Here is a 15,160-nt window from a genome sequence, read left to right on the forward strand (position 1 = left end):
TCTGCCCCAGGCTCATCACTGTTATTTATACTTCGTCTTCCGGCCGCGCGTCTTAATGCGACGGTTACTTATTAAAAAGAAATGGAAATAAGAAAATAAAGAACCTTTGGCGTAAAGTGCTTTCTCGCAGAAGTATAAGATAAAGATCGTCCTAATATGCTACGGTTTATGTGTTATCCTTTTTTTAAGCATGTATTGAGGCATTTTGGGAAAGCGGCTGATAGTTTGTGAAATATGTAATTTATTGATTAATTAAAGATATTTTTGTCTTCATCTGGATTTGTTATGGCATTATGCTACCATCAACAGGAATAGTCTGATTATTGATGGAATGACCGTATATGTAATCCTTGGTTATATTATGGTCTTATTGTTTTCTTGGTTTCTATACTCCAGGGATGGCGGAGGTTAATGCCCTCAGTGATTTATCATCCGGCATTACGAACGATATTAAGGATCGATTCATGTAAATTTTTATCCGGATATGAGGACAGCATGAGCAGCCGTAAACATCTCACCTTGTCGGAAGTGAAACGTTTGTTGTTGGCCGCACGCTATGGCACTGACCCTGAAAGAGATTGTTGTCTGATTTGGATGTGTTTCATACATGGATGTCGGGTAAGTGAAATCAATAGCTGGAAACTGGCTGACATTGATTTGAATGGCGGCAATATCTACATCCATCGTCTTAAAAACGGCTTCTCCACCATTCACCCTCTTTATGCTAACGAACGCTCGGCGCTCAGCACCTGGCTGGAGACGCGCAAGAGCTATCGCGGGGCCGACAGCGACTGGCTGTTTCTTTCGCGCAAAGGCAATCGTCTGTCCCGGCAGCGCATTTATGCACTGATCCGTGATTGCAGCATCCGTGCGGGGCTGGAAGTGGAAGCGCATCCGCATATGCTGCGCCATGCCTGCGGGTTTGCCCTGGCGGATAAAGGAATGGATACCCGCCTGATTCAGGACTATCTCGGACACAGAAATATTCAGCATACGGTGTTGTATACCGCCAGTAATGCCCGGCGTTTCCGGGAAATCTGGTAGACGTCCTGGTACTCTTACACCGGTTAAGAATTTTTAACCGGTGTGGAAATACCGTTATTTATGAAAGATCAGCAAAATCCCGTTCTGCAATAGAACACGGCGATTATTTATAGGATTTTTCTTTGTGCAGGTAAACGTATGTGACATTATCTGATTTACAGAATTTTACTGCCTGACGACAAAGTCAACGTATTTATCGTCAGGCAGACACTATTTTTTATCTCAGGGCGTTGTTGGAAGAGGGATGAGTATCATGATAGAAAATAGTGAGTTAACGCAGATTGTTACGAAAACGTCCCTTCAGAGAGCGGTCCTTCCCTAAAGGGACTAACCAGAATAGATATACAAGGATAGATACCCACCCGGCTGCGTTTGATATTAAAGATATCACCAATACACTTCAAGCTTTGCAGTGCAAGTAAAGCAACAATTCAGAAAAAAAACCGGGAATGATCCCGATTTTCATACGGGTATTAATACGCGGATAATTATCGGGACAGAGAACAGGCAACATAAATAAATATAATGGATAAGAGGAATAATCTCAGCAATAAACGTAATTATTGCTGAGATTGCTATGCTATGCCCGTTATACCGTTTTCCCTACCCGCCGGCAGGCGCGGTGATAAGCATTATTGCGCACCGCCCAACGTAACAGCGTGCCGGTAAGACGTACCCCGGTCTGTGCAGATACCCGCTGCCAGGGAGAGAGGGTCAAATTCCCCATTTTTTGCGCCCACGGCGGCAACAGATCGACGCCGGCGTACATCAGCGTCCGGGCAACCGGCCAGGCGGCGCGGCGTGGTGGACTGGCGTGCAGTAATATGCCGGCGACTTCGCGCGTTCTTTCGTCGAAACGCAGCTCCGGTTGGATTTGCGCCAGATACTCCTTCACCTCGCGTACGGAGCAGGGGACATCCGTCGCTCCCAGCGCCGTGGCTACGCGTGCGGCCTGGCGATAATATTCGTCCTGTTCCGTTTCGCTGAAGTCCGGATTACGGTAACGCAGGTAGGCGGCCAGAAACTGGCTGACCTCGGAAACATGTACCCAGGTCAGCAGGGTAGGATCGCTGGCGGCATAGGGCGCACCGCGGGCATCATGGCCGGTGACGGCGCTATGAATGCGTTTGACCTTTTCTATCAGGTAGTTTGCATCGGCGGTGTTGCCGAACGTCGTGACCGCAATAAACTGGCTGGTGCGGCGCAGGCGGCCCAGCATATCTTCGCGAAAGCGTGAGTGATCCCACACGCCGGCCAGCGCCAGAGGATGGAGCATCTGCAACAGCAGGGAACTGATACCGCCGCACAGCATGGTGGTGAAATCCCCGTGAACCTGCCAGACCAGGCTCTCCGGGCCATACAGGCCGGGATCGCCGGGTGGTTGCTCTAAATCGAATTCTCCCAGCGCGATGCCGCTGATGCTGAAAACCCCTTGCTCAACTGCCTTTCTGAACCATTCCATTGTGTTATGTCGTGATTGTTTTCGTTTAAAAAGTGAATTATTCAGGATAACGCGATTGGCCGGTGGTTTTTGCGAGATGCGCCGGGCTTTTCAGCGCCGGGCGTTATGAAAATATGCGGTAGGTGACGTCGCTGATGAAATAGCACACGATAAATTCGCACAGCGTCACCCAGGGGTTATGGATGCCGGCCCACCAGCTCAGTGATGACACCGTCGCGCTCAGCATCAGCATCATTGAAACGGGCAGCAACCCGGACATGGCGTCATCTCCGTATTTTTTACCGTCACTCTGAGTATGTGCAAGAGAGCGAAAAATGCCAGGCCCGATAAGTTGTCAGGCCAATTGTGCTGAGTTGTCAGTCATACAGCCCAAAGCTTTTCTCCGGCAATGACGTTTTACGGGCGCCGAGGCGGCGTACGGAGTCTCTGACCACCAGCTTACCGTGCAGTAACAGGTTGCCGGGGAGCATGTCAGGCCGCATCAGCCGCTGTTGCAGCAGGCGAACCGCTTCCTCGCCCAGTTCATCGCGCGGAACGTGTACCGACGTCAGGGGAATGTCGTGGATGGCGGCCAGGTTAAAGCCGTCCATGCTCATGACGGAAATATCATGAGGCACGCGTAAACCGGCTTTTTGCAGCGCATTGACGGCGCCGACGGCCATGTAGTCCCCACCGGCAAGGATAACGCTGGGCCGCTCCGGGGTCGGGTGCTGTTCCAGCCAATGGGTGAGCGCTTCTTCGCTCTCGGCCGCACCGAACCCCTGCGTGGTCAGCAGGTGATGCTCTTCGTCAAAACGTTGGTTATGTTGCTGAAAAGCACTGCGTATGCCGTCCAGCCGCAGTTCCATGGTGTAACGGCGCAGGCACAGCAGTGAAAGGATGTCCTTATGGCCCTGCCCGAACAAATAATGCGCGGAAAACTCACCGATGAGCTGATGGTCGGGGGAGACGCCGGGCAGTTTCATGCTGCGATCGCGGCAGTTAATCAGAATGCAGGGTTTGTCGATGTCGGCCGCCAGCGCGTGAATGTGGGGATCGTCAATGCCGACGATCATGGCGGCTTCCGTTGACGGATCGGTCATTTTCTCCAGAAACAGGGTGACGTCGTTGTCGAACTCTTCCAGCCCGCAGTAGCGCAGGCGGACTTCGTGAGGCTCCAGCGCCTGGCTGATGCCCTGAAGAACCTTGTAATAAAAGACGTCGGTACGTACGTCAAAGGCCCGCGACGGCGCGAACACCGTAATGCTGTTCAGCAACAGGCGACCGGCCGACATATCGCTCAGTATTCCCTGGCTGCGGGCGCAGGCCATCACCTGCCGTTTGGCCCGATCACTGGTATTCGACTTCCCGGCCAGAACGCGCGATACCGTGCTGATTGAAAGCCCTGTCTGACGGGCGATCTCGCCTATTTTTAACTTTCCGCCCATTTTGTGATCTCTTTCAAAGTTGAAAATGAAAATTTTTTCACGCCAAAAATAACCTTGTTTTATGCAGGGTATCAGTATGAGGTGTCTATTTCTTCATCATCTCATGAAATTATTTGCAAAAAATTGCATTCCGCCACGTTTTTAACTCGATTAGGCTGAATTGGTAAACCAATTATAGGCCGTTATGTTTTTTGGTAGTAAATGGTTGTGGTAGGTAATTGGTTTAAAATCATTGGAATGAATACGGATAGTCGCGTATTTCTCTGGTAAACCGGAATACAGGGAGTTGCTGCGCAAGCTGTCGGACCACCTTGCCGTGAGCGCCTTACTCTGTGGAGAGAATAATGAGTCTCGATATGAACCAATCCTCCGATACCGTCAAAGGCAAATGGAAGATAAAGAATTTACGCTGGTGGATGCTGGGGTTATTCCTGCTGGGCGTTACGGTTAACTACATCACCCGTAACTCACTGGGTATTCTGGCGCCGGAGCTGAAAGATTCGCTGGGCATGACGACGGAACAATATTCCTGGATCGTGGGCGCGTTTCAGCTCGCATACACCATTTTTCAGCCGTTGTGCGGTTGGCTGATCGACGTGATTGGCCTGAAGCTCGGCTTCCTGATTTGCGCCAGCATTTGGGCGGTGGTATGCCTGATGCACGCGGGGGTCGGCACCTGGCTGCAACTGGCTATTCTGCGCTTTTTCATGGGGGCCGCCGAAGCAGCAGCCACGCCGGCTAACGCCAAAACCCTGGGTGAATGGTTCCCTAAAAAAGAGCGTCCCATTGCCGCCGGTTGGGCTGGCGTCGGGTTCTCCATCGGCGCGATGCTGGCGCCGCCGATCATCGTTATCGCCCACGTCAATTTTGGCTGGCAGGGCGCGTTCCTGTTCGCCGGCGCCCTGGCGATGATCTGGGTTGTACTGTGGTGGGCGTTGTACCATTCTCCGGAGAAACACCCCAACCTGACCCGCGAAGAACTGGCGCTGATCAAGCAGGATAATGAGCCGGAGCCGCCGAAGCTTCCGTTCTTCAAATCGCTGCGCATCGTATGCAAGAACAAACGCTTCTACGGTATCGCGATTCCGGCCTTTATGGCGGAGCCGGCCTGGGCGGTGCTGAACTTCTGGGTGCCGCTCTATCTCGCCAAAGAGCTGGGCATGGATCTGAAGCAAATCGCCATGTTTGCCTGGCTGCCGTTCCTCGCCGCCGACCTGGGCAGCGTCGCCAGCGGCTATCTGACCCGCGTCTACGTCCGCCTGTTCGGCTGCACCCGCGTGAACTCAGTGATCGCCAGTTCGGTCACCGGGGCTTTCCTGATGCTTTCCCTGGCGCTGGTCGCGCTGACGAAAAACCCGTACATGGTCATCATCTTGATCTCGATCGGCGGCTTCGGGCATCAGGTGATCTCCTGCATGCTCAGCGCGCTGGTGGTGGAGTCTTTCGAGAAAAACCAGATGGCGACGGTAAACGGCATGCGCGGCTCCAGCGCCTGGATCGCCAGCTTCATCTTCTCCTTGATCATCGGCGTGATGGCCGACCGCATCGGCTTTAACCCGCTGTTTGTCGCTATGGGCTTCTTCGACCTTATCGGGGCGATATTCCTGGTGATGTTCCTGGCGGATCGCCGTTCTGCCGCGAAAACGGCGTAAATCTTCCGGTTCCGCGGCGGCGCGTTTTTCTCCGCCGCGGGCATTGACGACCTGCATATAGAGCTTTTTATGAAAACGTTAAAGAATTGGGTGTTGCATCATCAGGGTAGCGATCACGTTGAACTTAAAGTTGATGACCGTCATCTGTTTCGCATCTACGTGCTGGAACCGGCGCTATTCCGCGTTTTGATTAAGCGTAACGGCGAGCTGGCTTTGGGGCGGACATGGAGCATTGCGCCAGAGCAGGATGTTCCGTGGGAAGGGCGGGCGCGTGAAAGCAGCGAAGGGTTCAGCCTGCCTGCGTTCAAACTGGATCAGCATGAGCATGGGTTGACGATCTCCACCGACCGGCTGCGGGTAACGGTTCACCGCCCGCTGTGGCTGGCGTGGGAATTCCGTGACGAGGCAGGCGAGTGGCAGGCGCTGGCCTCTGACCGCCCGACCAGCGCCTATCTGCTGAACACGCACGGCGACGGAGTCGCGCATTATCAGCGTCGTCATAAAGAAGAAAACTATTACGGGCTGGGTGAGAAGGCGGGCGATCTGAACCGCACCGGGCGTCGCTTTGAGATGCGCAACCTGGATGCGATGGGGTATAACGCGGCCTCGACCGATCCGCTGTACAAGCACATTCCGTTCACCATTACGCGCGGGGAGCGGGCCAGCTTCGGGCTGTTTTACGATAACCTGAGCAGTTGCTGGCTGGATCTGGGCAATGAAATCGATAACTACCATCTGGCCTACCGCCGTTATGAAGCGCAGGCGGGCGATCTGGATTACTACCTGTTCCTCGGGCCGTCGGTACTGGATGTCACCAAAGCCTTCGTGCGCCTGACCGGCAAAACCTTCTTCGGCCCGAAATGGAGCCTGGGGTACAGCGGCTCCACCATGCACTATACCGATGCGCCGGATGCCCAGAATCAACTGATGAAGTTTATCGAGCTGTGCCGGCAGCATGATATCCCGTGTGATTCGTTTCAGCTTTCATCCGGGTATACCTCTATCAACAATAAGCGCTACGTATTCAACTGGAACTACGACAAAGTGCCACAGCCTAAGGTGATGTCGCAGGCTTTCCTCGATGCGGGTATGAAGCTGGCGGCCAATATCAAACCATGCCTGTTGCAGGATCATCCTAAATATCAGGAGGTTGCTGCGCAGGGGCTGTTTATTCGCGATTCCGAGCATGACGCGCCGGAACGCTCCAGTTTCTGGGATGACGAAGGGTCTCACCTCGATTTCACCAACCCGGCGACGGTGAAGTGGTGGCAGGATAACGTAACCAGCCAGTTGCTGGAGATGGGGATCGGTTCAACCTGGAACGACAACAATGAATTCGAAGTGTGGGACGGCGAGGCGCGCTGTCAGGGCTTTGGGCAGGAAATCGCGATCAAGCATATCCGCCCGGTGATGCCGCTGCTGATGATGCGCGCGTCGATGGAGGCGCAGCAGCGCTTTGCGCCGCAACAGCGACCGTACCTGATTTCGCGCTCCGGCTGCGCCGGCATGCAGCGCTACGTACAAACCTGGAGCGGCGACAACCGCACCAACTGGCAGACGCTGCGTTACAACACCCGCATGGGGCTGGGGATGAGTCTGTCAGGGCTGTATAACGTCGGCCATGACGTCGGCGGCTTCTCCGGCGATAAGCCGGATGCCGAACTGTTCGTGCGTTGGGTACAAAACGGGGTGATGCATCCGCGTTTTACCATCCATTCCTGGAATGACGATCACACCGTCAACGAGCCCTGGATGTATCCGGCGGTCACGCCGGCCATTCGTGAAGCCATTAAGCTGCGTTACCGGCTGCTGCCTTATTTCTACACGCTGCTGTGGCAGGCGTGCGCCGACGATGAGCCGATGCTGCGCCCGACCTTCCTCGATCATGAACACGATGCCCGTACACTGGCGGAAACCGATGACTTCCTGCTGGGGCGTGATGTGCTGGTTGCCAGCGTGGTGGAGCCGGGTGCCCGTGAGCGCCAGGTTTATCTGCCGGATAACGCGGGCGGCTGGTACGATTTCCACAGCGGCCAATGGTTCTGCGGCGGTCAGACCATCACGCTGGATGCCCCGCTGGAGCGCTTGCCGCTGCTGGTGCGCGCCGGCGCTGCGCTGCCGGTATCAAACCGTCTGCGTCATGTCGATGCGGCGCAGGACGACAACCGCGAGTTGCTCCTTTACCCGCATCAGGGGACCGGCGCGGACAAAGGCATGCTGTTTGACGATGACGGCGAAAGCCATGCCTGGAAGCAGGGCCACGCGTTGTGGCTGCATTGGGAAATCAGTTGCACTAACGAGCGCATTGATATCCGTTTCACCCGTGAAGGCGACTATCAGCCTGCCTGGAAAGCACTCAGCGTGGTGCTGCCGCAGCAGGAAACGCGTACGTTATTCATCAACGGAGAGAAAACGGACCGTTACGTCCTGTAATTCAACCCGATCGCACAAGAGGCCGCCTGACTGGCGGCCTCCGTGTATTCCGGGATAAGACATCGGTGCTTTTAATCCCCCGGCATCATTCTTTTCAGCGTATTATCGCGCTGTACGTAATGGTGCCAAATCGCCGCGCTTGCATGCCCGGCAATCAAAAAGTAGCCCACGTTAGCCCAGGTTTCATGCACCGATTTTATCGTCCTTGCCAGCCCGCGGTCGGCAGGGGTAAACCCGCTCACGTCGATGCCCATAAACACCCAATTCTTCCCGCCGTAGAGCTGGGTCAATACGCCCAGTACCGGCAGGGCAATGAATGTGGCATAAAGCGCCATGTGCATCAGTTTTGCTAACGCCATCTGCCAGGGCGGAGGCGGGGGAACGATAGCCGGATCGGCATAGCGGTGCTTCAGGTACAGCCTTACGGCCATGAGGATCCACACCAGAATACCGGCATTGAAATGCAGGGTTTTACTGAAATCGTGTACCGGGCCGTCTTCAGAGAATGCATCCCGCAGCTCAATGGCGGCATAGGCAATGGCGATCAGGAGCAGGGTGAGCCAGTGCAAATAAATCTGGGAGCGCGCGAAGCGTTGCATGATGAATTTCCTTTATAAAAATAACATCGTTGTGATTATTAATATATTCTATTTCTTAAATATTTCTTAAGGGAATTAACCTGTTTTGTCGGATATATTATTTTCCAAATAAGAATAACTCGCAATTAATAAAGTAAGTAAAAGTTTTTACTTACGCAGATAATTCCAGAAACTATTTATATCGCGCAAAATTTAACCCTAAATAAGTATGCTTTTTGTGCGATTAAAAGCAGGCTGAATCGGTTTTATTCACAGATTTGGCTTTCCCCGCCTTATAAGTCTTATCAAGTTGATAAAGATCAACCAATACCTGGCACGCCTCTTTAAGATCCGAGCCATTCAGGCTACTCCCTGCCAGTTTTCTCTTATAACTCTGAAAGGGGAGTACGGCCCGGCGATATTCCGAATTAGAAAAATAAGTGTTAACCAACAGGAAGAGACAGAATGGAAGAGGACCGTTTCTTATCCAGTCACGGAATTAACCGCCGTGATTTTATGAAGCTTTGTGCAGGTTTGGCTGCAACACTGGGATTAAGTCAATCGGCCGCAGCGGAGATGGCGCAAGCCATCACCAGCAAGCAGCGGCCGCCTGTTATTTGGATCGGGGCGCAGGAATGCACCGGTTGTACGGAGTCATTATTACGTGCAACTCACCCGACCATTGACAACCTGATCCTGAATACCATTTCCCTGGAATATCATGAGGTATTGTCTGCTGCGTTCGGCGAGCAGGCGGAGGAAAATAAACACAACGCCATTGAGAAATACAAGGGCAAATATGTTCTGGTTGTCGACGGGTCCATCCCGCTGAAAGACAACGGTATTTATTGCATGGTGGCGGGCGAGCCTATCGTCGATCACATCCGTAAAGCGGCGGCTGATGCCGCGGCGGTGATCGCTATCGGTTCCTGTGCCGCATGGGGCGGCGTAGCCGCGGCCGGCGTTAACCCCACCGGGGCCGTCAGCCTGGAAGAAGCCCTCGGCAAGCCGGTCATCAATATCCCGGGCTGTCCGCCCAACCCGCATAACTTCCTGGCGACGGTCGCTTACTTCATCACCTACGGCAAAGCGCCGGCGATGGATAAGCTGAATCGTCCGCTGTTCGCCTACGAACGCCTGATTCACGAAAACTGCGAGCGCCGTCCGCACTTCGACGCCGGCCGTTTCGCCAAAGAGTTCGGCGACGAGGGACACCGTCAGGGATGGTGTTTGTACCATCTGGGCTGTAAGGGGCCGGAAACCTACGGTAACTGTTCCACCCTGGAGTTCTGCGACGTCGGCGGCGGTATCTGGCCGGTAGGCATCGGTCATCCCTGCTATGGCTGCAACGAGAAAGGCATCGGCTTTACCAAAGGCATTTTCCAGCTGGCTAACGTGGAAAACCCGACGCCCCGCGTTGACAAACCTGCGGTGGAAAACAAGGAAGGCGGCGCCATTTCGCCGACGGCAACCGGCCTGATCGGCGGCGCCCTGGGGGCGTTGGTGGGTGTGAGCCTGATGGCAGTGCGGGAACTGGGGCGTCAGCAAAAGCAGCAGAATCCCGGGCAGCACGATTCACGGGAGGAGTAAACCGTGAACAGACGAAATTTCCTTAAGTTTGCCTCCGTCGGCGCGCTGACGGCTGGCAGCACGGGCACAGCCCGCGCCGCGGCGGAGAACCGGCCGCCAATCCCCGGCTCGCTGGGTATGTTGTATGACTCTACGCTGTGCGTCGGCTGTCAGGCCTGCGTGGCGGAGTGCCAGCGGCTGAATAAAAACGAAATTAACCCGAAAGGGGAGCAAACCTGGTCGAATAACGACAAGCTGACGCCGTTCACCAATAACATTATTCAGGTGTGGAGCGACGGCAGCGGCGTTAACAAAGATCAGGTGGAAAACGGTTATGCCTACATTAAAAAGCAGTGTATGCATTGCGTTGATCCCAACTGCGTCTCCGTTTGCCCGGTGCAGGCGCTGACCAAAAACCCCAAAACCGGCATCGTGCATTACGACCCGAGCGTCTGCACCGGCTGTCGTTATTGCATGGTGGGTTGTCCGTACGACATCCCCAAATACGACTACGACAACCCGTTCGGCGCCATCCATAAGTGCCAGTTGTGCAACCAGGAAGGACTGGAGCGCCTGGACAAAGGCCTGTTGCCGGGCTGCGTGGAAGTGTGCCCGACCGGCGCGGTAATTTACGGTACGCGTGAAGAACTGCTGGCGGAAGCGAAGAAACGCCTGGCGGCGAAGGCGGGCAGTGAGTACGCCTATCCGCGCCAGACGCTGCACAAGAACGATCCTTACCTGCACAAAGTGCCGAACTATCAGCCGCACATTTACGGCGAGAAAGAGGGCGGCGGAACGCAGGTGATGGTGCTGGCCGGCGTTCCGATGGAGAAGCTGGGCATGCCGGAGCTGGCTGAACTGTCGACCGGCGCGCGTTCCGAATACGTGCAGCATACCCTCTACAAGGGCATGATCCTGCCGCTGGTGGTGCTGGCCGGGCTGTCTGTTGCCGTACGCCGCAATACCAAAGATCACCACGACGGAGGTGACGACCATGAGTGATCATCACAAGACCAGTCCGCTGGGCGGCCGTTTGGCCACATTGCCGGTGATGATCCTGGCGCCGTTCATTTTCCTGTGCGTCTTTTTCATCGTCAAACGTCTTATTTTCGGACTCGGCTCCGTTTCCGACCTGAACGGCGGCTATCCGTGGGGTATCTGGATCGCCTTCGACCTGCTGGTCGGCACCGGTTTCGCCTGCGGCGGCTGGGCGCTGGCCTGGGCGGTGTACGTCTTTAACCGCGGCGAATATCATCCGCTGGTGCGCCCGGCGTTGCTGGCCAGCCTGTTCGGCTATTCGCTGGGCGGCCTGTCCATCACCATCGACGTCGGCCGTTACTGGAACCTGCCGTACTTCTACATTCCCGGCTTCTTCAACACCAACTCGGTGCTGTTCGAAACGGCGGTGTGTATGACGATCTACATCGGCGTGATGGCGCTGGAGTTTGCGCCGGCGCTGATGGAGCGTTTCGGCTGGAAGGTTTCGCTCAAGCGCCTGAACAAGGTGATGTTCTTCATCATCGCCCTGGGGGCGCTGCTGCCGACCATGCACCAGTCCTCTATGGGCTCGCTGATGATCGCGGCCGGTTACAAGGTGCATCCGCTGTGGCAAAGCTATGAGCTGTTGCCGCTGCAGTCGGTGCTGACCGCCTTCATCATGGGCTTCTCGGTCGTCGTGTTTGAGGGATCGTTGGTTCAGACCGGACTGAGGGGCAAAGGGCCGGACGAGCGCTCGCTGTTTACCAAGTTAATCCGCCTTACCGGCGTTTTCCTGGTGATTTTCCTGGTGTTGCGCTTCGGCGAGCTGATCTGGCGCGGTAAGACAGGATATCTGTTCGCCGGCGATCGTTACGCGCTGTCGTTCTGGTGCGAGACGGCGCTGCTGGCGCTGCCGTTGCTGATTATCTTCATCAACCGCCTGCGTAATGACTCGCGCGGCCTGTACCTGGCGGCGATATGCATGATGCTGGGTTCGGCGCTGTGGCGTCTTAACTATTCACTGATTGCCTTCGATCCGGGCAACGGTTACCACTATTTCCCGACAGCGGAAGAACTATTAATTACGATTGGCTTCGTCGCTATCGAAGTGGCAGCGTACATTTTGCTGATTAAACTGCTGCCGGTATTACCTTCATTGCAACGTGTTCATCAAGATCACCAGGCCCAAGGGAAAGCTAAAGTATGAGCCAAAGAATCACTATTGACCCCATCACCCGTATTGAGGGCCACCTGCGTATCGACTGTGAAATCGAAGACGGTAAAGTCACCAAAGCGTGGGCTTCCGGCACCATGTGGCGCGGGATGGAGGAGATTGTTAAGGGGTACGATCCGCGTGACGCATGGATGATTCTCCAGCGTATCTGCGGCGTATGTACCACGACGCACGCTATCGCTTCGGTACGTGCGGTGGAAAGTGCGATCGGCGCGGAAGTGCCGGTGAACGCGCAATATATCCGTAACCTGATCGTGGCGGCGCATACCCTTCACGACCACATCGTTCATTTCTATCAGCTCTCGGCGCTGGACTGGGTGGACATCACCTCCGCGCTGAACGCCGATCCGGCGAAGTGCGAGGCGATGCTGAAAGGCGTTTCCACCTGGTCGCTTAACAGCGAAGCGGAATTTGCCAAGGTGCAGCAGAAGATCCGCGATCTGGTTGCCAGCGGGCAGTTGGGCATTTTTGCCAACGGCTACTGGGGACACTCGGCAATGAAGCTGCCGCCGGAAGTTAACCTGATCGCTGTGGCGCACTATTTGCAGGCGCTGGAGTGCCAGCGCGACGCCACGCGTATTGAAGCCGTGCTGGGCGGTAAGTCGCCGCATATCCAGAACCTGGCCGTGGGCGGCGTCGCCAACCCGATCAACCTGGATGCGCCGAGCGTGCTGAACCTGGAACGTCTGATGTATATCAAGATGTTCATCGATCGTCTGGGCGACTTCGTGGAGCAGGTCTACAAAGTCGATACGGCAGTTATTGCCGCTTTCTACCCTGAGTGGCTCTCGCTGGGGCAGACATCGAAAAACTACCTGTGCGTGCCAGAACTGCCGACCGACGGCAAGAACGGCAGCTTCCTGCTGAATGGCGGCTACATTGAGAATGGCGATCTCTCCACCTATCGCCCGATTAAGAGTCATGACGACAAGTGGCTGATCGACGGCATCGCTGAGAGTAACAAGCATGCCTGGTATCATGACGACGCACCGCTCAAACCCTGGGAAGGTAAGACCGATCCCAACTACACCGGCTGGCAGGACGACGGTAAATATTCCTGGGTGAAATCACCGACGTTCTACGGCAAGGTGGTGGAAGTCGGGCCGTTGGCTGACCTGATGTGTAAGATCGCAGAGAAGCATCCCGGCACCCTGAAGCACCTGAGCGAGCTGAACGGCGTATTCAAGGCGCTGACCGGGCAGGAAATTCAGGTAGAGCAACTGCATTCCACCCTGGGACGCATTGTTGGCCGCACTGTACGCTCCTGCGTGATGCAGGATACGCTGGCGCAGCAGTGGCAGGCGCTGATCGACAACATCGGCAAGGGCGACCAGGTTGCCTATATCAAGCCGAATATCCCGCAGGATAAAGAAGTCCGCGGTGTTGGTTTCCTGGAGGCGCCGCGCGGCATGCTGTCGCACTGGATCGTCATCAGGGACGGCAAAATCGGCAACTATCAGGCTGTGGTGCCGACCACCTGGAACTCCGGTCCGCGTAACTTCAACGACGAGCCTGGCCCGTATGAGCTGTCGTTGGTGGGTACGCCGGTGGCGGACGTCCATAAGCCGCTGGAAGTGGTGCGTACCGTTCACTCCTTCGACCCCTGCATGTCGTGCGCCGTGCACGTGGTGGACACGAAGGGCGGTGAAGTCACCCGGGTTAAGGTATTGTGATGAATATATTGATCCTGGGCATCGGCAATCTGCTGTTGAGTGACGAGGCGGTGGGCGTGCGCATTGTCGAGCGCCTGCAACAGGATTACCGCTTTCCGGCAGGGGTAACCCTGCTGGACGGCGGCACTGCCGGCATGGAACTGATGGATGACATGGCCAACCGTGACCATATCATCGTCGCCGACGCCGTGTTGAGCGGTAACTCGCCCGGCACGGTCATTACGCTGGAAGACGATGAAGTTCCGGCCTTGTTCAGCCGTAAAATTTCGCCGCACCAGCTCGGGCTGAGCGACGTGCTGTCGGCGTTACGCCTGACCGGTGAATCGCCGGCGCGGCTGACGCTGATCGGCGTGGAGCCGCTGTCGCTGGAACCGCACGTCGGGCTGACGCCGGTTGTGTCGGCCGCGGTGCCGGTTGCAATGGGGCATATCATCAACCTGATGCGCCAGCTGGGTTGCCAGGTCGGGCATAAAGAGGTGAGCCATGGCTGAGTGTGCGCCGGAGGAAATTACCGGGTTCAGTACCGACCCTTCCACGCAGCTGATTGCGGTTTATCAGTCGATTGCCGACGAAAAGATGCGGGAGTTGCCCTTTTTTCATCCTTCAATGCCGGTACATGCGGCGCTGAAGCTGTTTGAAGGGCAGTGGGTCGGCTGCGTGCTGACACCGTGGATGCTGAGCGTGGTGGTGTTACCGGGGCCGGATCAGTGCTGGCCGGTGCGGGAGGTCGGCGAGCGTTTGGCGCTGAAGATGCCGCGCGGCGACATGACGTTTATCATCGGCGAATTGCCGGAGGTCGGGCAACTGCTTTCCTGTTCGCTGATGTCTCCGCTGGATACCGCCCTGAGTGCGGAGCAGGGGATGGCGTTGGTGGACGACTGTCTGACGATGCTGTTTTCTCTGCCGGTGGATCAGGCGGGCAGCAGGCCGCCGGTTTCCCGCCGCGAGCTTTTCAGCCGTTTGCGCGGACAATAACCCCTTCCTTTTTCCTGAAATCGCCCTTCTTCCGCCGGGAGAAGGGCAATTTCAGATAACTGTTATTGATAAAATTCCTCAAACGCGGTTATATCGTGTTCTTTGTTGTTTACGGATCTTCTTATGGCAGGAGGC

General features: G+C 55.5%; 13 protein-coding genes. 9 read left to right on the forward strand and 4 right to left on the reverse strand.

Features of this window, described 5'->3' with window-relative positions:
• Window positions 1-495: 495 nt before the first annotated feature.
• Window positions 496-1,044, forward strand: coding sequence for a tyrosine-type DNA invertase (locus tag C8D90_RS00100; protein WP_115456383.1), 549 nt, complete (start codon window positions 496-498; stop codon window positions 1,042-1,044).
• Window positions 1,045-1,633: 589 nt separating this feature from the next.
• Here C8D90_RS00100 and C8D90_RS00105 read toward each other — a convergent pair.
• From C8D90_RS00105 to C8D90_RS00110, 3 genes are all read right to left on the reverse strand, one after another.
• Window positions 1,634-2,506 carry an oxygenase MpaB family protein gene (locus tag C8D90_RS00105; protein ID WP_115456384.1) on the reverse strand — a complete coding sequence of 291 codons (873 nt, stop codon included), beginning with the start codon at window positions 2,504-2,506 and terminating at the stop codon, window positions 1,634-1,636.
• Between the two features lie 103 nt (window positions 2,507-2,609).
• A complete protein-coding gene (locus C8D90_RS22065) occupies window positions 2,610-2,765 on the reverse strand; it encodes a hypothetical protein (RefSeq protein ID WP_162844332.1) in 156 nt (51 codons plus the stop codon).
• Between the two features lie 97 nt (window positions 2,766-2,862).
• Window positions 2,863-3,933 carry a LacI family DNA-binding transcriptional regulator gene (locus C8D90_RS00110; RefSeq protein WP_115456386.1) on the reverse strand — a complete coding sequence of 357 codons (1,071 nt, stop codon included), beginning with the start codon at window positions 3,931-3,933 and terminating at the stop codon, window positions 2,863-2,865.
• 344 nt (window positions 3,934-4,277) lie between these two features.
• Between C8D90_RS00110 and C8D90_RS00115 the strand changes: the two genes are divergently transcribed.
• Window positions 4,278-5,585 carry an MFS transporter gene (locus C8D90_RS00115; protein WP_115456388.1) on the forward strand — a complete coding sequence of 436 codons (1,308 nt, stop codon included), beginning with the start codon at window positions 4,278-4,280 and terminating at the stop codon, window positions 5,583-5,585.
• 69 nt (window positions 5,586-5,654) lie between these two features.
• Window positions 5,655-8,018: a glycoside hydrolase family 31 protein gene (locus tag C8D90_RS00120; RefSeq protein WP_115456390.1), complete on the forward strand. Its 2,364-nt coding sequence runs from the start codon at window positions 5,655-5,657 to the stop codon at window positions 8,016-8,018.
• A 71-nt stretch (window positions 8,019-8,089) separates the two neighbouring features.
• Here the strand turns inward: C8D90_RS00120 and C8D90_RS00125 are convergent, their stop codons facing one another.
• Complete coding sequence (locus C8D90_RS00125) at window positions 8,090-8,617, reverse strand: cytochrome b (protein ID WP_115456391.1); 528 nt, start codon at window positions 8,615-8,617, stop codon at window positions 8,090-8,092.
• Window positions 8,618-9,061: 444 nt separating this feature from the next.
• Here C8D90_RS00125 and hybO point away from each other — a divergent pair, with 444 nt between their 5' ends.
• The 6 genes from hybO to hybE are packed head-to-tail and all read left to right on the forward strand — an operon-like array spanning window position 9,062 to window position 15,025.
• Window positions 9,062-10,186 carry a hydrogenase 2 small subunit gene (hybO, locus tag C8D90_RS00130; RefSeq protein WP_115456393.1) on the forward strand — a complete coding sequence of 375 codons (1,125 nt, stop codon included), beginning with the start codon at window positions 9,062-9,064 and terminating at the stop codon, window positions 10,184-10,186.
• Between the two features lie 3 nt (window positions 10,187-10,189).
• Entirely contained in the window at window positions 10,190-11,167 is a 978-nt protein-coding gene (gene hybA, locus C8D90_RS00135) for a hydrogenase 2 operon protein HybA (protein ID WP_115456395.1), read from the forward strand.
• Window positions 11,160-12,350: a Ni/Fe-hydrogenase cytochrome b subunit gene (gene hybB / locus C8D90_RS00140; RefSeq protein ID WP_115456397.1), complete on the forward strand. Its 1,191-nt coding sequence runs from the start codon at window positions 11,160-11,162 to the stop codon at window positions 12,348-12,350. Before hybA ends, hybB begins: the two co-directional genes overlap by 8 nt.
• A complete protein-coding gene (gene hybC / locus C8D90_RS00145; protein WP_115456398.1) occupies window positions 12,347-14,050 on the forward strand; it encodes a hydrogenase 2 large subunit in 1,704 nt (567 codons plus the stop codon). The genes hybB and hybC overlap by 4 nt, the downstream gene beginning before the upstream one ends.
• On the forward strand, window positions 14,050-14,541 hold the full coding sequence (locus tag C8D90_RS00150; protein WP_115456400.1) for a HyaD/HybD family hydrogenase maturation endopeptidase: 492 nt from the start codon (window positions 14,050-14,052) through the stop codon (window positions 14,539-14,541). The genes hybC and C8D90_RS00150 overlap by 1 nt, the downstream gene beginning before the upstream one ends.
• A complete protein-coding gene (hybE, locus tag C8D90_RS00155; protein ID WP_115456401.1) occupies window positions 14,534-15,025 on the forward strand; it encodes a hydrogenase-2 assembly chaperone in 492 nt (163 codons plus the stop codon). The genes C8D90_RS00150 and hybE overlap by 8 nt, the downstream gene beginning before the upstream one ends.
• The last annotated feature ends 135 nt before the right edge of the window (window positions 15,026-15,160 follow it).

Origin of the sequence: Enterobacillus tribolii (assembly GCF_003363015.1) — a bacterium.
Classification (GTDB): domain Bacteria; phylum Pseudomonadota; class Gammaproteobacteria; order Enterobacterales; family Enterobacteriaceae; genus Enterobacillus; species Enterobacillus tribolii.

Excerpts from the sequence above, each read along its gene's own strand:
- C8D90_RS00150 (WP_115456400.1), top strand. The coding sequence starts at position 14,050 with ATGAATATATTGATCCTGGGCATCGGCAATCTGCTGTTGAGTGACGAG.
- C8D90_RS00110 (WP_115456386.1), bottom strand. The coding sequence starts at position 3,933 with ATGGGCGGAAAGTTAAAAATAGGCGAGATCGCCCGTCAGACAGGGCTT.
- C8D90_RS22065 (WP_162844332.1), bottom strand. The coding sequence starts at position 2,765 with ATGTCCGGGTTGCTGCCCGTTTCAATGATGCTGATGCTGAGCGCGACG.
- hybB (WP_115456397.1), top strand. The coding sequence starts at position 11,160 with ATGAGTGATCATCACAAGACCAGTCCGCTGGGCGGCCGTTTGGCCACA.
- hybO (WP_115456393.1), top strand. The coding sequence starts at position 9,062 with ATGGAAGAGGACCGTTTCTTATCCAGTCACGGAATTAACCGCCGTGAT.
- C8D90_RS00125 (WP_115456391.1), bottom strand. The coding sequence starts at position 8,617 with ATGCAACGCTTCGCGCGCTCCCAGATTTATTTGCACTGGCTCACCCTG.
- hybE (WP_115456401.1), top strand. The coding sequence starts at position 14,534 with ATGGCTGAGTGTGCGCCGGAGGAAATTACCGGGTTCAGTACCGACCCT.
- C8D90_RS00120 (WP_115456390.1), top strand. The coding sequence starts at position 5,655 with ATGAAAACGTTAAAGAATTGGGTGTTGCATCATCAGGGTAGCGATCAC.
- hybC (WP_115456398.1), top strand. The coding sequence starts at position 12,347 with ATGAGCCAAAGAATCACTATTGACCCCATCACCCGTATTGAGGGCCAC.
- C8D90_RS00115 (WP_115456388.1), top strand. The coding sequence starts at position 4,278 with ATGAGTCTCGATATGAACCAATCCTCCGATACCGTCAAAGGCAAATGG.
- C8D90_RS00105 (WP_115456384.1), bottom strand. The coding sequence starts at position 2,506 with ATGGAATGGTTCAGAAAGGCAGTTGAGCAAGGGGTTTTCAGCATCAGC.
- C8D90_RS00100 (WP_115456383.1), top strand. The coding sequence starts at position 496 with ATGAGCAGCCGTAAACATCTCACCTTGTCGGAAGTGAAACGTTTGTTG.